General features: G+C 39.3%; 21 protein-coding genes. 20 read left to right on the forward strand and 1 reads right to left on the reverse strand.

What is annotated here, in order from left to right; translation table 11 throughout:
* Nucleotides 1-25: 25 nt before the first annotated feature.
* The 20 genes from BM102_RS05670 (at nucleotide 26) to nifU (ending at nucleotide 16,868) form a co-directional block, all read left to right on the forward strand.
* Nucleotides 26-289, forward strand: coding sequence for a hypothetical protein (locus BM102_RS05670; protein WP_044933767.1), 264 nt, complete (start codon nucleotides 26-28; stop codon nucleotides 287-289).
* A 284-nt stretch (nucleotides 290-573) separates the two neighbouring features.
* A complete protein-coding gene (locus BM102_RS05675) occupies nucleotides 574-1,173 on the forward strand; it encodes a hypothetical protein (protein WP_090479870.1) in 600 nt (199 codons plus the stop codon).
* Between the two features lie 74 nt (nucleotides 1,174-1,247).
* The gene (locus BM102_RS05680) at nucleotides 1,248-2,534 is read left to right on the forward strand and encodes a hypothetical protein (protein ID WP_090479873.1); all 1,287 of its coding nucleotides are present in this window, start codon (nucleotides 1,248-1,250) and stop codon (nucleotides 2,532-2,534) included.
* Between the two features lie 17 nt (nucleotides 2,535-2,551).
* Nucleotides 2,552-3,136, forward strand: coding sequence for a TetR/AcrR family transcriptional regulator (locus tag BM102_RS05685; protein ID WP_090479876.1), 585 nt, complete (start codon nucleotides 2,552-2,554; stop codon nucleotides 3,134-3,136).
* Nucleotides 3,137-3,288: 152 nt separating this feature from the next.
* A complete protein-coding gene (locus BM102_RS14625) occupies nucleotides 3,289-3,465 on the forward strand; it encodes a hypothetical protein (RefSeq protein ID WP_330388592.1) in 177 nt (58 codons plus the stop codon).
* Entirely contained in the window at nucleotides 3,378-3,998 is a 621-nt protein-coding gene (locus tag BM102_RS05690) for an NAD-dependent epimerase/dehydratase family protein (protein WP_330388594.1), read from the forward strand. The genes BM102_RS14625 and BM102_RS05690 overlap by 88 nt, the downstream gene beginning before the upstream one ends.
* A 30-nt stretch (nucleotides 3,999-4,028) precedes the next feature.
* Nucleotides 4,029-4,382 (forward strand): dihydropteridine reductase, encoded by a 354-nt coding sequence (locus BM102_RS05695; protein WP_090479881.1) that lies wholly within the window; start codon nucleotides 4,029-4,031, stop codon nucleotides 4,380-4,382.
* Between the two features lie 106 nt (nucleotides 4,383-4,488).
* Complete coding sequence (locus BM102_RS05700; protein ID WP_090479886.1) at nucleotides 4,489-5,037, forward strand: GNAT family N-acetyltransferase; 549 nt, start codon at nucleotides 4,489-4,491, stop codon at nucleotides 5,035-5,037.
* Between the two features lie 23 nt (nucleotides 5,038-5,060).
* Entirely contained in the window at nucleotides 5,061-5,717 is a 657-nt protein-coding gene (locus tag BM102_RS05705; RefSeq protein WP_090479889.1) for a hypothetical protein, read from the forward strand.
* A 540-nt stretch (nucleotides 5,718-6,257) separates the two neighbouring features.
* Nucleotides 6,258-6,731: a GNAT family N-acetyltransferase gene (locus BM102_RS05710; RefSeq protein ID WP_090479892.1), complete on the forward strand. Its 474-nt coding sequence runs from the start codon at nucleotides 6,258-6,260 to the stop codon at nucleotides 6,729-6,731.
* Nucleotides 6,732-6,853: 122 nt separating this feature from the next.
* Entirely contained in the window at nucleotides 6,854-7,789 is a 936-nt protein-coding gene (gene fmt / locus BM102_RS05715; protein ID WP_090479894.1) for a methionyl-tRNA formyltransferase, read from the forward strand.
* A 14-nt stretch (nucleotides 7,790-7,803) separates the two neighbouring features.
* Complete coding sequence (gene rsmB, locus BM102_RS05720) at nucleotides 7,804-9,084, forward strand: 16S rRNA (cytosine(967)-C(5))-methyltransferase RsmB (protein WP_090479898.1); 1,281 nt, start codon at nucleotides 7,804-7,806, stop codon at nucleotides 9,082-9,084.
* Nucleotides 9,063-10,136 carry a dual-specificity RNA methyltransferase RlmN gene (gene rlmN, locus BM102_RS05725; protein ID WP_044933787.1) on the forward strand — a complete coding sequence of 358 codons (1,074 nt, stop codon included), beginning with the start codon at nucleotides 9,063-9,065 and terminating at the stop codon, nucleotides 10,134-10,136. The genes rsmB and rlmN overlap by 22 nt, the downstream gene beginning before the upstream one ends.
* Nucleotides 10,136-10,855: a Stp1/IreP family PP2C-type Ser/Thr phosphatase gene (locus BM102_RS05730; RefSeq protein WP_044933788.1), complete on the forward strand. Its 720-nt coding sequence runs from the start codon at nucleotides 10,136-10,138 to the stop codon at nucleotides 10,853-10,855. Before rlmN ends, BM102_RS05730 begins: the two co-directional genes overlap by 1 nt.
* A gap of 26 nt (nucleotides 10,856-10,881) precedes the next feature.
* Nucleotides 10,882-12,828 (forward strand): Stk1 family PASTA domain-containing Ser/Thr kinase, encoded by a 1,947-nt coding sequence (gene pknB / locus BM102_RS05735; RefSeq protein WP_090479902.1) that lies wholly within the window; start codon nucleotides 10,882-10,884, stop codon nucleotides 12,826-12,828.
* A complete protein-coding gene (rsgA, locus tag BM102_RS05740; protein ID WP_090479905.1) occupies nucleotides 12,828-13,715 on the forward strand; it encodes a ribosome small subunit-dependent GTPase A in 888 nt (295 codons plus the stop codon). The genes pknB and rsgA overlap by 1 nt, the downstream gene beginning before the upstream one ends.
* A 5-nt stretch (nucleotides 13,716-13,720) precedes the next feature.
* On the forward strand, nucleotides 13,721-14,374 hold the full coding sequence (gene rpe, locus BM102_RS05745) for a ribulose-phosphate 3-epimerase (protein WP_081828694.1): 654 nt from the start codon (nucleotides 13,721-13,723) through the stop codon (nucleotides 14,372-14,374).
* Nucleotides 14,371-15,045, forward strand: coding sequence for a thiamine diphosphokinase (locus BM102_RS05750; protein ID WP_090479908.1), 675 nt, complete (start codon nucleotides 14,371-14,373; stop codon nucleotides 15,043-15,045). Before rpe ends, BM102_RS05750 begins: the two co-directional genes overlap by 4 nt.
* Before the next feature lie 150 nt (nucleotides 15,046-15,195).
* Nucleotides 15,196-16,404 (forward strand): cysteine desulfurase NifS, encoded by a 1,209-nt coding sequence (gene nifS, locus BM102_RS05755; protein ID WP_090479911.1) that lies wholly within the window; start codon nucleotides 15,196-15,198, stop codon nucleotides 16,402-16,404.
* A gap of 26 nt (nucleotides 16,405-16,430) precedes the next feature.
* The gene (gene nifU, locus BM102_RS05760) at nucleotides 16,431-16,868 is read left to right on the forward strand and encodes a Fe-S cluster assembly scaffold protein NifU (RefSeq protein ID WP_090479914.1); all 438 of its coding nucleotides are present in this window, start codon (nucleotides 16,431-16,433) and stop codon (nucleotides 16,866-16,868) included.
* Here the strand turns inward: nifU and BM102_RS05765 are convergent.
* Nucleotides 16,865-17,269, reverse strand: coding sequence for an Rrf2 family transcriptional regulator (locus BM102_RS05765; protein WP_044933799.1), 405 nt, complete (start codon nucleotides 17,267-17,269; stop codon nucleotides 16,865-16,867). The two genes, nifU and BM102_RS05765, sit on opposite strands and share 4 nt — an antisense overlap.
* Nucleotides 17,270-17,859 lie beyond the last annotated feature (590 nt).

Raw genomic sequence — 17,859 nt, forward strand, 5'->3', positions numbered from 1 at the left:
GGTTAAACAACAACTGGAGGATGAGATGGAAGATTTGAAAGCCGGTGAGTTAAAAATGACAGTATCATCTGTTTGCAGGAGTGAACAGGGGGATAAGTATGCGTTTGTTACATTTCAGGATGGTGTTAGGACAGCTGAAGGAAAAATTCCTGACTGTAAAATATTAAAAAATGATGGATTTGCTGAAATTGAAGTGCAGCAGTTGGAAAGATATTTAAAAGAACACCTTACAGAGCTTAAAAAGATGGCTGCTTCTATAGATATTTTTTCTGCTTTTAAAGGTGAATAAAAGAAGCATTTATATTTATTACTAATCCTTTCAAAAATAGGGAAAAGCTTATGCTTGTTACTCGCTTTTCTCTCAGAGTGAATAGTGCCACAAAAATGACAACTAGCCATTGCTAGATGTCATTTTTTTTGTTAGACTACCCACTTTATGAGAGAAAGGATATTAAAAACATGAAAGGATTGAACTCTAATTACACTCGAGCGGGCCACCGGGCCTGTAGTATTATTTTAATCACATCATTATTATTAATATTGCATTGCTATTACTATCTCAGAAGCTATGCCATGGAAATGGTGGAGGAAGAAGCGATAATTGTTGAAGAAGAAATAGCAATGAAAAGCACAGAAATAATCTCAGAAATTATTGAAGATGCTGGAAACTCTATAGAAGAAGTTGAAGAAGAAATTGAGGAAGTTGAAAAAACTGTATATGAGATTCCTAGTAGCTATGTAAATCCTGTATCTGGAAACACAGTTAGCTACAAGGGTGGAAAAACCATCGAGCGTTCAAGCAAAATCACATATGGTGATTTAGGAGATATTAATGACTTAGCTGAACCTGATAGCGATGGCTTTATGAAGCTGGACAATAGATATTTGATTGCAATCGGAAGTAGATTTGATACAGCAGCTGGTCAGTACATCGATCTTGTTCTTGAAAATGGCGTTATTATTGAATGCATAATGGGTGACGCAAAAGCAGATGTAGATACAGATTCAACAAACACATTCACATATAAATCAAGCTGCTGTAGCGAATTCATTATTGATGAAGCATCAATCCGCTCAGATATTTATGAAAGAGGAAATGCTTCGCTTAAATATGAATCATGGGATTCGCCAGTTGTTAGCGTAGTTGTCTACGATCAGTATTGCGAAATGTAGACAATTGAAAAATAATGGGGAAATTGGTAGCATAACAATAGAATGCAAATAAAGGGGGCTAACAGAATATTGTTATGGGGTTTAATATTGGACCAGTAAGACTGACAGAATTATACCGAAAGAAATATGATGCTTTTACAGAAAATTTGGGATTAGCTATATCTGAAGGTAAGAAAATCTCTTTCGCAGATAATGACATAACCAATCTTTTAAAGCTTCAGCATGAGCGCATCATGAATAAGGGCCTTTCGATTGATTATGAGGTTACCGACAAAGAGGAAGAAGACGAGTTAGATTTGGGCCCAATGGTTCTTAGCGATTGGAAAGATGCTCACTATCAGAATTACGTTTGTCTTGAGGAATATGATGTAAAACGAACTGTGAAGCAGGATGGCAAAAAGCAATACAGCGACCGCAGACACAACACACTTCATACTGTCATTACAGATGTGACAAGCGGAATAAGAGCTGATTTGGAACCTTGTACTTGCCCCAACTGTGGCGCAGTAAGTACCATTTCTAGATTGGTGGATGGCTGTCCATATTGCAAAACCATGTACAAGATGGACGATTTGTTCCCACGTATCACCAGATATTATTTTACCGAGGACGCTGCTCCAAAGGAGCGAGAAGACACTAGGCTTCGAGGAAAGGTGTTGCTTGGCGGATTAATTTTGGGATTCATTATCGGTGCAATCTTGAATCTGTATTCCATGAATGTATACGACGATGAATATAATCTTTTTGAACATTTTGTCGTTACTATTTTTGGTATGCTGATTACTTACTCAGCCTTTTGCGTGCTGGATGTTTTAAATCTTATACGCAGGGGTATAGTTAATAATGCAGGTAAATGGGGCACGGCAGGTACACATGGCAAGTTCGAACACATGATGAAGGCATATAGTCCAGAGTTTTCCTTCGATTATTTTTCGGGAAAGGCCTTATCCCTTATTAAGACAGCCGTGTATTCAAAAGATGAGCAGGATTTGCTTTTTTACAAGGGACCAGCTCTCGATAAAAGATTCAAGGATATTATCGACATGAACTATGGCAATGCCATGAAGCTTATTAGCTTTACGGAAAATAATGGTTCGGTGACCGTTGCCATGGATGTGTTCTTTGATACGCTGTATGCTTTTGATAACAAAATCAAATACAAGCACGAAAAATACAGAGCTGTATTTCGCAGAAGAGTAGATATTCCGTTGAACCTTCAGTTTTCAATGACACGAATATCTTGCCCTAAATGCTCTGGAAGTTTCAATGCAGTCCTCAACAAGAACTGTCCATTCTGTGGAACTGAATACGATATAGAGTCCCAGGATTGGGTATTGTTGGAACTTAGTCAATACAATTAACGAGGAGTAATTGAGCTATGAACAAAAACGAAAGCAAGTATTTCAAATCTGCAGAAAAGATGCACACTGCACTTATTTCATTAATAGAAAAGAAGGATTTTGAGCTGATTACTGTTAAAGAGATATGTGAAGTGGCAGGGGTTAACAGATCCACATTTTATCTTCATTACGATAATACGAACGACCTTTTGAAAGAGACAATTGAAGCAGTTTATAAAGATTTCTTCAGCAGGTTTTCTGCAGAGGGGCCTAAGGAAGTTAATATTGTTGATAAGACTGATGAGGAACTGTTTTTGGTTACGCCTAAGTATTTGATGCCATATTTGGAATTTGTGGAGGACAATCGCAAGCTCTTTCTTATTATGTATGAAAAGAATGAGATGATGGGGGCCGAGAAAACCTACGAGAAATGGTTTACAGATATTTTTGGACCGATTCTTACTAGATTTGGAGTATCAGAAGAAGAGCAACCATTCATCATGATTTTCTATTTGAATGGTATCATAGGTTTGATTAACGAGTGGCTGGCTAGGGATTGTGCACAGTCAAAAGAGGAAATAATTAGCATAATTCAAAAGTGTATTGTGAGGCCTGCGCATTAGCAACTAAAACTAAATAAATGAAAATACAACACTTTTCATGAATCGTGTTGGGACCTTAGTCCCTGAAATCAACACTTTTCGTGGAAAGTGTTGTTCTGTTTATAGAATCTTTTTCCTATAATCACATCAAGCTCAAAGCAAGGAGCTGAAAAATGAAAGTGATGGAGGTAAAGATAAATGAGTATCTAAGCTGGTTTATTGCTCTTCAACAGGAGCTATTCCAGAAGAGGAAAAAGGAACAATCAGAGAATGCGAAGGTTCTATTCCTCTTGATCCAGAGAGAATCAAAGGTTGTTATTCAATGTCAAAAGCTATGGCTACAAATGTAGTACTGAAGGCAGCAGCTGATGGATTAAACGCATGTGTAGTTCATCCTTCTGGAATCCTTGGACCAGAAGATTTTGCAATGGGCGAAACAACAAAGACACTTGTAGATATCATCAACGGTGAAATGCCTGCTGGAATAGATGGCAGTTTTAATTTATGTGATGTAAGAGATTTGGCAGACGGTGTTATTGGCGCAGCAGACAAGGGAAAGAGTGGAGAGTGTTATATTCTTGGGAATGAGCCAGTCAGCTTTAAAGATTTCACCAAGCTTGTCTCAGAGGAAAGCGGTTGCAAGCCATTGAAATTCTTTTTGCCAATTTCAGCTGCAAATTTACTTGCAAAGATGCTTGAAAAGAAGGCTAAGAAAACAGGCGAAAAGCCACTTATGACTACATTCTCTGTATACAATTTAGCAAGAAATAATCGTTTTGATTCAAGCAAAGCAGCCAAGGAACTTGGCTATACAACCAGACCATACAGAGAAACAATTCGTGATGAAATCAGATGGTTAAAAGACACAGGAAAAATAGCGTAAATAATTTTGATTATGATGGAGGAAAACAAAATGAACAATTTAGACAAAGTATATGCAGAAAGTATTGCAAAGGACTATATGCCAAAGGAAACAAGCAAGGTGCGCCAGCTGAAGAAGCTTGATGACAAGGCGAAAAAGCCAGCATTTATTACAGCTTTATCGGTAGGTATAGTAGGTGCTTTGATTTTAGGAACCGGAATGTGCTTTTCTATGGGCGTGCTTGGATCTGGCATAGCAGCAATGGTATTTGGAATAATTCTTGGAATTATAGGAATTGCAATTTGCATCATTAACTATCCACTATATTTAAAACTTTTGAAAAAGGGAAAGTCCATGTATGCATATGAAATTATAGAGCTAGCAAAAGAAATAGCTGAAGAATAATAGTAGGAGACAACAAATTCCAGATAGTGTGAATATTTTTCTTTATTTATGAAGCCATAACATATAGAATAGAAACAATAATTTAAGAGAGTAGGGGGAATAAGTCGTGGTTTTTGAAGAAAAAGAAATCATATTAAAAGATGGAAGAAAATGTAAGTTGCGTTCAATTGATAAGAGCGATGCAGCAGATATGATTGAATATTTACGTATTGTCTCTGATGAAACTGAGTTTCTGCTTCGTTATGCAGATGAAGTGACATACACTACTGAGGATGAAGCTAAACTTCTTGAGGGCAAGCGCAATGCTCCTAGGGAAATAATGATGGCTGCAGAAGTAGAAGGAAAGCTTGCAGGCACATGTTGCATTATGACAAAGGGAGAGATTCGCAGAATTCGTCATCGTTGTGATTTTGCAATAGCATTGGCGCAGGAGTTTTGTGATGCAGGCCTAGGCACTGAAATGATGAAGTATTCTTTATCTCTGGCTAAAGACATGGGATATGAGCAGGTTGAGTTAGGTGTAGTTGATGGCAATAATCGAGCAAAGCATCTTTATGAAAAGATGGGATTTGTTGAAATCGGCAAGACACTAAAGGCATTGAAGTATGATGATGGTAGATATCGCGATGAGTTTACTATGGTGAAAATGCTATAGGATGCACAGGAGAAGGAGAATATATGAAAAAAGTACTGAAAGTGTTAGGGTGCGTTTTGGTTTTAGTCATCTGCGTGGCTTTGATTGCACTGGGAATTACAGGCATTCGCACAAAGCTTACGCAGGATGATTATTCCAGTGTATATACAGATGAAAAATATCAGACTCCTGTGTGGGCTGAAAATGTTGAGGTAATTACCCAGGATATTTCCTGTGGCTATGCTGTAATTGAAATGTTTTCAGCCTGGAATGGTGGCGACATTACAGAAGAAAGCTTGTATGACCAATATGGCAAGGTTGTCACTTCTACAGGAAATAAGTTTTGCCAGGAGATGAATAAGCAGTTTCCTGAGTACAAAACAGAGATTCACAAGTATGTGAAAAACACCGAGTTCATCGACATCATGTACAATACTCTGGCATCTGGAAAGCCTGTTCCATTTGAGTGGGCAGCTTTGTATGGAGACGAATGGACTTTGCATTATTCATTGATCATCGCTGCAGATATTCCAAATGATAAAATTACTGTAGCCAATCCATACGGCTATTACGAGGAGCTTACACTGGAAGAGCTACTGGAGCGAACCAGCTTTCAGGCATACGAAAATATGCCACTGTTTATGAAGATGGGATTCGCCATAGGATTGTTTGAGAAGAATACAATTTATTCGGTTGAGTAGGTTTGGTGCTCTGTAGATTGATACATTAATGTGGATTCATAATTCGTGACTTGAGGAGAAATTTAGTTAAGTTAAAATATGAAAACCTATTTTTCACTTAAAAAGTGATTTGGCAGTTAAGTGAATATGGGAAGAATAAAAATAAACTTAAAACAAGTTAAAATATTTTAGATAAAGTTAAGTCAATTATTAGATAATCAAAAATTAACTTAATAAACAGTGTGATTGAGTTAAGTTTATTTTGCTTATTACATAATAAACTTAAGAAGCGGAGATTTTAGGATGAAAAAGTTAAGTTTATTTTGAGATATTTTTAATACACTTAATGCCATGTTTCATTTTTAAGTGAGATTTAAAAGATTTTTAGATTCACTTAACTTTTATTCAATTTGCGTGTAAGTGAATTTGGGGATTTCAGTAATTCACTTAACTTGGCTCCAGAATGCTATCTAAAGACTCATTAATCCATCCTGAAGCTAGCAGATAGAGCTTGATAATTGCTAGAAATAATAAATCACTAGAAAGAAGCTACAAATTATAATGGAACAAAGAACAATAGAATTAACAAACATGGCAGATGCCATAAAAATATATAATTCAAATACAAATTTTCTAATACATCATATAGGGGAAGATCATATAGATGAAAGCTTCCTTAAAAATGAGCTTGAAGAAATGCAGGCCCATGGTTTTACATCTAACTATATACTTGTAGACAATGAGCCCATCGGCATCCTTGACTATATGATAAATGGTGAAGGATATGTTTATCTTTCTCTGATGATGATTACAAAGGAAAAGCAGAAAAATGGCCTAGGTACAGCTGTTTATAATTTCTTTGAAGAAATGATACGTAATTCTGGAGCACAAATTATTAGAATTGATGTAGTTGATGACTATGAAAATAATGTTCTTCCATTTTGGAAGAAGTTGGGATTTGAGGCAAAGAGGCGGGATGAATTGACTTGGGGCAACAAGAAATCATCAGTCTCAGTTATGGAGAAGGTATTATAAAATGCCCTACGTATATTATGTCAGGTCACTGCGATTGTACAAAAACGTCTTAAAATGTTACACTTAGAAGTAGCGTCTTGAGACGTTTTTTCTTATGTTAATAGCAGAAAGGATTGATATAGATGAAAGTAGTATTTATGGGTACACCGGATTTTGCGGTGGAGACTTTAAAGGCAATATATGAGGCTGGGCATGAGGTTATCCTTGCAGTGTCTCAGCCAGATAAGCCAAAGGGACGTAGTGGTAAGCTTCAGCCTACTCCAGTAAAGGAATATGCAATGGAGCATGATATCCCAGTTTATCAGCCAGTGAAAATCAGGGCAGAGGAGTCAGTTGAGTATTTAAGACAGTTCCAGGCAGATGTATTTGTTGTGGCTGCATTTGGCCAGATTCTTCCAAAGGTTATCCTTGATATGCCACGCCTTGGCTGTGTAAATGTACACGGCTCACTTCTTCCAAAGTATCGTGGTGCAGCACCAATTCAGTGGGCTGTTATCAACGGAGAAAAGGTGTCAGGCAATACAACAATGCTTATGGGACCAGGTCTTGATGATGGCGATATGCTTCTTAAGTCAGAGATAGAACTTGCAGCAGACGAGACAGGCGGTAGCCTTTTTGATAAGCTTGCTCTTGATGGTGGACAGCTTGCAGTAAAGACAATCGAGGCTCTTGATAGAGGAGAAATCACACCAATCCCTCAGGATGAATCACAGGCTACACACGTAGGTATGATTTCAAAGGATATGGGAAATATTGATTGGACTAAGCCAGCAGAGGAAATCGAGCGCCTTATCAGAGGTCTTAATCCATGGCCATCAGCATTTACATTTATTAATGGGAAGCAGCTAAAGCTTTGGAAAGCAACTGTTGTTGATAAGTCAGGCGAGGCTGGCACAGTTATTGATGTAAATAAGAACGTATTTACGATAGCTTGTGGCAGCAAGGCTCTCGAGATAAATGAGCTTCAGCTTGAAGGCAAAAAGCGTATGGCAGCAGGTGATTTCCTAAGAGGATATCAGCTTGAGACTGGTGCCAAACTATCAAATAGTAAGAATTAATTAGAGGATATTTGATGTCAGATAACAATAAGATAAACACGAGAATGATTGCTTTTGAAACTCTACTTGAGATTCTTGAGCATGGTCAGTTCTCTCATATATATTTAAAAGCTGTTCTAGATAAATACGCATATCTTGATAAAAACGAGAGAGCATTTATCACGCGTCTTGTAAACGGTACAGTGGAGCGAAAGCTTCAGCTTGATTACATCATCGACAGCTTTTCAAAAACAAAGGCTAAAAAAATGAAGCCTGTAATTCGCACCATTATTCGAATGGGAGCTTATGAAATTTTTTACATGGATTCCGTTCCAGACTCTGCAACCTGCAATGAATATGTAAAGATTGCAAAGAAAAAAGGCTTTACTGGTTTGTCAGGATTTGTTAACGGAGTACTTAGGAACATATCTCGACAAAAATCAGAAGTTAAGTTTACAGATTTGTGTACAAAGTACTCTATGCCACAGTGGATTGTGGACAAGTGGACTTCAGAGTATGGCAAAGAACAAACGGAAGAAATCCTCAAGGGCTTCTACGAGCCACAGGATCTTTGCATCAGGGTTAACCTTAGCAAAGTGACCAGGGAAGAACTGAAAGAGAAACTGGAAAGCAGAAACATTTCAGTACGTATATGCGATACAATCGACAGCGCATGTTACATCAATGGATATGATTCTCTGGCAAGTATTCCAGAATTTAATCAAGGACTTTTCTATATTCAGGATTATTCTTCACAGCTTGTACCATACAGGGCAGGCATCAAGGATACTGATAAAGTCATCGATGTGTGTGCAGCACCAGGAGGCAAGGCACTTCATGCGGCGCAGATTGCTTCCCAAGGAAGTGTAGAAGCCAGAGACCTTACCGAGGCAAAGGTTTCACTTATAAATGAAAACATACAGCGTACTGGGGCTACAAACATCACTGCCAAGCAGTGGGATGCCACAGAATTTGACCAGGCAGCAGAAAATCAGTATGATGTGGTAATTGCTGATTTGCCATGCTCAGGTCTTGGTATTATCAGAAAGAAGCCGGATATTAAATACAATCAGACAGAAGAAAGCTTGAATGAGCTGGTTCAGCTTCAGGCAAATATTCTAGATACTGTTTGTAAGTACGTAAAGGCCGGCGGAACATTGTGCTATAGCACATGTACTATTAACAAAGATGAAAACGAAAATCAGGTAAGCAACTTCTTATCATCACATAAGGATTTTACAATGGTTAACATGGAACAGCTGTTGCCTGATTCTAGTCACGATGGATTTTTTATATGTGTAATGAAAAAGAACTAGTAGACCTTAGGTCACTAAACTTAAACGAACTAACAGAATTTGTTACAGCTGACTTGGGAGAGCCAAAGTTTAGAGCAAAGCAACTCTATGAGTGGATGCATCAGCATTTGGCACAGGATTATGACGAGATGAAAAACATTCCAAAGTCTCTCAAGGAAAAGCTTGCAGACAGATGCAACTACCATCCATTGAAGCAGATTGATTTGCAGGTTTCCAAAATTGATGGTACTCGCAAATACCTTTTTGAGCTTTATGATGGAGAAATGGTAGAGAGTGTTTGGATGAGCTACAAGCATGGCAACTCTGTGTGTATCAGCTCTCAGGTTGGATGTAAAATGGGATGCCGTTTCTGTGCATCTACACTCAACGGATGGGTGAGAAACTTGACAGCTTCAGAGATGCTTGGACAGATTTATGCCATCCAAAGGGATACAGGAGAGCGTGTTTCAAACTTGGTTGTTATGGGCACAGGCGAGCCAATGGACAACTATGATAATATAGTTAAATTTGTTAGACTATTATCAGATGAAAATGGACTGAATATCTCACAGCGAAATATCACAGTCAGCACATGCGGTATTGTTCCTCGCATAAAGCAGCTTGCGGATGAGGATTTGACAATCACACTTGCCATTTCTTTGCATGCGCCAAACCAGCAGAAGCGAGCAGAGCTTATGCCAATTGCAAACAAGTATGAGATTCACGAGTTAATCGATGCTTGTGAATACTATTTCAACAAGACAGGTCGAAGAATCACCTTCGAATATTCTCTTGTTGGTGGCGTCAATGATAGAGACCAGGATGCCACAGAATTAGGTGAATTAATAGGCCATCTTAACTGCCATGTAAACCTTATTCCGGTGAACCCAATTAAGGAGCGCGATTTCGTTTCACCAAGCATGGACAGGGCCTACGCATTCCAAAAAAAGATTGAAAAATACGTGAATAATGCTACTATTAGAAGGGAAATGGGTCGCGATATTGACGGGGCCTGTGGACAACTTAGAAAGCGAACAATGGACGCAAAAGACGCTTCGAAAGGGACTACTTAATGATAAGCTATGAAAAAACTGATGTCGGTGTCAAGAGAAAGGTAAATCAAGACACTATCTATGCATCTGACACAAGGGTTGGAAAGCTTCCAAACCTTTACATTGTGGCCGATGGCATGGGTGGAGAATTGGCAGGTGATTATGCTTCTGCAAAATGCGTGGAAATCATAATCGATTCAATTACCAATTCAAATGAGCTTGAGACTGTCAGAATCTTAGAGCAGGCAATTCAGACAGCAAACAATCGCATATTTACAGAGTCTCATAAGGATTCTAGCAAAACTGGTATGGGGACTACTTTGGTCTTGGCTACAGTTTTCGACGGACATCTTTATGTGGCAAATGTGGGTGATAGTAGACTCTATGTTGCTAATGGAGCAATGTTAAAGCAGGTTACAAAGGACCACTCTGTTGTTGCTGAACTAGTTAGAACTGGTGAGTTAGATAAAGACGATGCTAAATATGACAAACGTAAGAACATGATTACTCGAGCTATCGGGGCCGAAGAAACTATTACACCAGATTATTTTGATGTGGAAATCAGCGGTAATGAACACATCCTACTTTGTTCAGATGGATTGACCAACATGGTCGAGGATCAGGAAATCTATGAGATTCTCACATCTGAGGAAACCATTGAAAGCAGGGCAAACAAGCTCGTTGAGCGTGCCAATGCAAATGGTGGCAAAGACAATGTTTCAGTTATTATTATCGAATAAGAAATAGGTTGTATAAAGGAGAATACATGATTACACAAGGCGTATTTATAGCGGATAGATATGAAGTAATAGATAGAGTTGGATCAGGCGGAATGTCTGATGTTTATCGTGCAAAGGATCACATTCTTGGTCGTGAAGTTGCAATAAAAATATTAAAGCAGGAGTTTTCCGAGGATGCTACTTTCGTAGCAAAGTTCAGAACAGAGGCTCAGTCAGCAGCAGGTCTTGAACATCCAAATATCGTTAATATATATGATGTAGGTTCTGAAAACGGAATGTACTTCATTGTTATGGAGTATGTAGAGGGTATTACTCTCAAGACATACATCGAGAAAAAGGGACAGCTCAATTTCAAGGAAGCTATCTCAATTGCCATCCAGGTTGGACGTGGTATCGAGGCAGCTCATCAAAAGGGCATTATCCATCGTGATATTAAGCCACAGAACATTATCATTTCCACAGAAGGAAAGGTTAAGGTTACTGATTTTGGTATTGCTCATGCAGCAAGCTCAAACACAATCCACGCTGATGTGATGGGATCAGTTCACTATTCATCACCAGAGCAGGCTAGAAACGGTTTTGTTGATGGAAAGAGTGACATTTATTCACTTGGTATTGTTATGTATGAAATGGTCACAGGCCGTGTTCCATTCGACGGAGACAATACAGTTGCAATCGCAATCCAGCATTTACAGGAGGAGATGGTAGCACCTTCAGCATATGCTCCAGATCTTCCAATTTCACTTGAGAAAATCATCCTCAAGGCTACAATGAAGTCACCAGATAGAAGATATCCAACTATCTCTGACATGCTTATGGATTTAAAGAAAGCGCTTGTTAGCCCTAATGAGGATTTCGTTACAATCGTTGGTGCAGCAGATCTTGGCCAGACAAAGGTTATGCCTAAGGTTCCTGTTGAGACAGAAGAATCAATCACAAAGAAGGCAGCAGCAGCACTTATCTTCGACGATGATTATGACGACGAAGAAGAGTACTACGATGACGATGAATATTACGATGATGACGATTATTATGACGACGATGACGAGGATGAAGAAGATTCTAAGATGGACAGAATCATGACATTCGCAGGCATTGGTGTTGGTGTTGCTATCGTTGCTATCTTAGTTGCTATTCTTGGAAATGTATTTGGCGTTTTCAACTTTGGCGCAAAGAAAGTAACAATGATTAACGTTGTTGGTTCATCTTATGAGGCTGCTGTTGAGCAGTTGGAAGGCCTTGGTCTTGATACAGAGGACAATATTGTTGTTTCATACGAGGAAAACGACGATTACGAAGATGGCACAGTTATTTACCAGTCAGTAGCAGAGGGCGAGGAGTTCTCTCTCAAAGATACATTAAGACTTACTGTTGCAGGTGAAGATCCATCAAGCAGCTCAGGTGATTCATCAAGCTCAGATAGCTCGAGCTCAGGAGATTCTAGTAGCTCAAGCAGTTCAAGTAGCTCTAGCAGCTCTAGCAAGGACGACTCATCATCTAGCTCAACAGATTCTGATTCAACAGTTGCAGTACCAAGCGTAGTTGGTCTTTCACAGGCAGAAGCTACAACTGTTTTGGATGCAAAGGGAATCGTTGTTACAAGCACAACACAGGAGTACTCAGACGATGTTGCATCTGGCTCAGTAATCAGCCAGTCAATCGAAGCAGGTGAAATGGTTGCACCAAACACAAGCATTACACTTGTTATCAGTAAAGGTAAGAAAGAGACTACATACAGCTACACAGTTTCAAACCCATTTGATGGTCCATGTACATACTCAATTGCAGAGACAAACCAGTCAGGTAATATTCCAAAGAATGGTGCAATCAACATTAGCAATTCACCAAAGTCATCACTCACTATTACTTTGACTTACACTCCTACAATTACTGCATCAGATGGAAGTACGGTAGCTCTTGATGACAAAACTGAAACCAAAACCGAAACTATACAGGGTACAGTTGAGCAATAATGATAGGAAAAATTATTAAAGGTATCGCTGGGTTCTACTACGTATATGTGGAGGACCAGGGCGTATACGAGTGTAAGGCAAAGGGAGCCTTCAGAAAAGATAAAATAAAGCCTTTGGTAGGGGATGACGTTACAATTGACGTCATCTCTTCCGAGGAAATGACGGGCAATGTTATAAGCATTTTGCCGCGAAAGTCTGAGCTTATCAGACCGGCTGTTGCAAATGTTGATCAAGCATTGCTCATTTTTGCAACTAAAAATCCTGAGCCAAATCTTAATCTTTTGGACAGATTCCTCTGTATGATGGAAGAGCAGGATTTGCCTATCGTCATATGCTTCAATAAAGAAGACATAGCAGACGATGGCTTTGAAGAGAGAATGCGTGCTACTTACGAAAATGCAGGATACAAAGTAATTTTCTGTTCTGCAAAAAACGACGAGGGCATAGATGGCATTCGAGAAATATTAAAAGGCAAAACATCTACCGTGGCAGGGCCATCCGGTGTTGGCAAAAGCTCCATAGTCAATAAACTGACTGAGGGCCAGACCATGGAGACAGGAGAGGTTTCTGAAAAAATCGGTAGAGGAAAACATACGACACGTCATTCCGAGCTTTTATATTTAGGTGACGACACATTCATTATGGACACACCAGGTTTCTCATCTTTGTTTGTACCAAAGATTGAGCCTGTGGATTTATATACCTTATTTCCAGAGTTTATTGAGCCAGCTTCTTACTGCAAGTTTACAGGCTGTGCTCACGACAAGGAGCCTAGCTGCGGCGTAAAAGATGCAGTAGCATCTGGTGAAATCGCAGCCAGCAGATACGAGAACTACCTTCAGATTTATTCTGAAATGGTTAATGAAAGGAATAATAAATACAGGTAATGATTATGGAAAAATGTTTAGCACCTTCAATTTTGTCAGCGGATTTTGGAATTTTAAAACAACAGCTCGAGGTTATTGATGAGGCTGGAGCACAGTATGTTCATTTTGATGTAATGGACGGTGTTTTTGTGCCAAGCATTAGCTTTGGACTTCCTGTCCTAAAAACAATTCGTAAATACACAGACAGAATGATGGATGTGCATTTGATGATAGTAGATCCTGAGCGTTACGTTAAGGATTTTGCCGAGGCAGGAGCAGATATTATCACTGTTCACGCTGAGGCCTGTAAGCATTTGGATGCAACGATTGAATTGATTAAGGCCAGTGGTGCTATGGCCGGTGTAGCAATCAATCCAGCAACTCCACTTAGTGCAATTAGCCATGTTTTGGAAAAGGTAGATATGGTTCTTATCATGACAGTCAATCCAGGTTTTGGTGGACAGTCATTGATTCCATACACACTTGATAAAGTGCGAGAGCTATCACAGCTTTTAAATCAAAAGGGATTAAAGATTGATATCGAAGTTGATGGTGGCATTAATAAAGACACTATTGAGGATGCTTTAGATGCAGGAGCCAATATTATCGTAGCTGGCTCAGCTGTGTTTAACGGTGATATTTCAGCAAACGTAGAAACTCTTATGGAGAAAATGCGATGATAGTTATAATTGGTGGCGGAAACATCAATACAAGCTTTGCAAAAGATTTTATAGGTAGGCTAGATAAATCTTCATTAAGCATAATGGCATGTGACAGTGGTTATGAAAACTGTCTTGCCATTGGCTTAGAGCCTGATATGGTGATTGGGGATTTTGATTCAATATCTAGGGAAGCATACGAAAAGCTTCAGCACAGCAATGCCGAGGTTATCAAGCTCAATCCTGTAAAGGATGATACAGATATTGAAGCAGCCGTAAATATAGCAATTCATAAAACTTCCTTCGGGGAGTTTATTTATATTTTAGGAGGCACTGGCAAACGCCTTGATCACTTCCTTGGAAATGTAAATCTTCTTGGTATGGGCTGCCTGAAACAGCGTAAGGTTGTAATTGTAGATGAGTATAATTACATTCAAATGATTTCGGCCGGGCAGGTTCTTGATCTTTCCAGAGAGGGAGAGGAAGCTCAATTTGGTCATTATGTTTCAATATTCCCTTATGGTGGCAAGGCGGCAGGAGTGACTATGACAGGTTTCAAATATCCATTGGAAAATGCCACTATAGAAGGATTCAATACCCTGACTGTTAGCAATGAAATTACAGAAGAGGTTGGCAGTATTTCATTAAAAGAAGGATATTTAATAGTGTGTGAAACAAGAGATGCAATTTAGCATCTCTTGTTTAATGAGAAGATTTCTTAATAAGGCTAAAAGATGCAAACACCTATTGACCTAGTAGGTGTTTGGTGATATCTTCATTAACAGACTAGGTTACTAGGTAAAAGGAGCAACTTAGAATAATGTTAAAGAAAGGTAGTAGTTATGTTTGTATATGCAGATAATGCAGCGACAACAGCTGTTAGTAAAAAAGTAGTGGATGCCATGCTTCCATATTTCACAGAAGTTTATGGAAATCCATCAAGCCTTTATTCGGTAGGTCAGAAGGCAAAGGAAGTATTAGAAGAATCAAGAGAAAAGGTGGCAGCTATTTTAGGTGCCAAGCCTAGAGAAATATATTTTACATCAGGCGGAAGTGAGGCAGATAATCAGGCAATCATGTCTGCCGCAAAAGCAGGTGCAAAGAAGGGCAAGAAACATATCATTTCTTCGAAGTTTGAACATCATGCAGTGCTTCATACACTTCAGGCGTTGGAAAAGGAAGGCTTTGAAATCACACTTGTAGATGTACATGAGAATGGTGTGGTAGATCCAAAGGAAATCGAAAATGCGATTCGTGAGGATACAGCACTTGTTACTATCATGTATGCCAACAACGAAATCGGAACAATCCAACCAATCGCAGAAATCGGAAGAATCTGTCGTGAGAAGAAGGTATGGTTCCATACAGATGCAGTTCAGGCTATTAGCCATGTTCACATCAATGTTGAAGAGCAGAATATTGATATGCTTTCAATTTCAGCTCACAAGTTCCATGGACCAAAGGGTGTAGGAGTTCTTTATGTAAAAGGCGGTATCCCAGTGTCTAACGTAATTTACGGTGGTGCACAGGAAAGAGGAAAGAGAGCAGGCACAGAGAATCTTGCAGGCATTGTAGGTCTTACAGTTGCACTTGAGGATGCTGTTGCAAATATTGACGCAAATAATGAGCATCTTGCACCTCTTCAGGAAAGACTTATCCAGGGATTATCCCAGATTCCATACTCAGAGTTAAATGGAGACAGACATGCTAGAGTTACATCAAATGTAAACTTCTGCTTCGAGGGAATTGAGGGAGAATCACTTTTACTATTACTTGACGATAAGGGTGTAGCAGTTTCATCAGGCTCAGCTTGTACATCGGGTTCATTAGACCCTAGCCATGTACTTCTTGCAATTGGCCGACCACATGAGGTGGCTCACGGCTCACTTAGAATTTCTCTTGGAGAGGATGCAACAGAGGAACAGGTGGATTACATTATTAAATCAGTTTCAGAGGTAATAGAGTACCTTAGAAGCTTTTCACCATTCTGGGGTGATTTAATTAGCGGTAAGAGAAACCACGTATTTGCAGAGCATAAGGAAATCGCTTAAACATACTAGAGAGAAGGAGTAGAAAGATGGCATTATATAGTGAAAAGGTCATGGACCATTTTAGAAACCCAAGAAATGTAGGAGTTATTGAAGACGCCGATGGAGTAGGTGAAGTTGGAAATCCAGTCTGTGGCGATATCATGAAAATATATCTTAAGATTAATGAACAGCAGATTATCGATGACGTTAAGTTTGAGACATTTGGATGCGGTAGCGCCATTGCATCAAGCTCAATGGCAACAGAACTTATTATGGGAAAGCCGGTATCAGAAGCTTTACAGCTTACTAACAAGGCTGTTACTGAGGCACTAGATGGGCTTCCACCACACAAGCTTCACTGTTCAGTTCTTGCTGAAGAAGCAATAAAATCTGCTGTAAAGGACTACTACGACAAAAATGACATAGAGTACGATCCAGCAGATTTTCCTGAAGAACATGATTGTGAAGCTTGTCACGTAAACTAAGCTTCGTTTACAAGATCACTAAGTTTCTTACCATAGAAAAAATCACGTTCTAACAAATAAAACTCGGTCCACATAGGAAGAGTTTTGCATACACCTTCACGAGGGCAGTCTTTTGCACCGTCGGCTAAGCAAGCCACAGGAGCAAGGCTGCCTTCAAGCAATTCTATAATCTCTCCAATAGAATATTCCTCAGGCTTTCTGGTAAGACGATATCCGCCGCCTTTTCCACTAACTCCAGACACAAGGCCACCTTTAACCAATTCCTTAACTATTATTTCCAAATACTTCTTAGAAATATCCTGACGCTCAGCAATATCCTTAAGTGGAATATAAGCCTCGCTATCTTGCTGCGCCAAGTCTATCATTACACGAAGTGCATATCTACCTTTAGTACTAAACATATCGTACCTCCTTATTAACACTATAATATCCTAGGTAAATAGGTAAATCAAGGGGGAGTGTGTCCTGCCACCATCCACCTACTCCCATATGTAATATATCATGGGCTCCCCCTAGGCCACGCCGCACCACTGTCAGTATGTAACGATTTCGCGAATATTATAGTTTTTCTTGACGCAAAAGGTGAGCATTCAGCAGGTGTCTTATTGCGGGATGAACTTTTTCTGAATCTGTATAGGCTAGGACGGACACATTATAACTAACAATATGGATTTTCAAAGCTATGGTACCTTGGGCTCATATTACATTCGTTAAGTAGAACTATAAAAGAGATATTTGTATGGATGCGCACCGTGGCACATTCAACGTCCTGTTTCAAGTGACCACTGCTGCCGCCGTCCTAGCGGCAGCTGCTCATCCATATCAAATATCTCTTTTTGTTCTACTAAACTCATTCCAAAATCGCCCAAAGGTTACCATAGTTTTGGAAATCCATATATATACAACAACAGTGTGTCCGTCCTTAGACATACAGATTCAGAAAATGTACAGACCTGCAAAAGACACCTGCAAATTAAGAATGCGAGCCTTG

This window comes from Pseudobutyrivibrio sp. JW11 (genome assembly GCF_900115355.1).
Classification (GTDB): domain Bacteria; phylum Bacillota; class Clostridia; order Lachnospirales; family Lachnospiraceae; genus Pseudobutyrivibrio; species Pseudobutyrivibrio ruminis.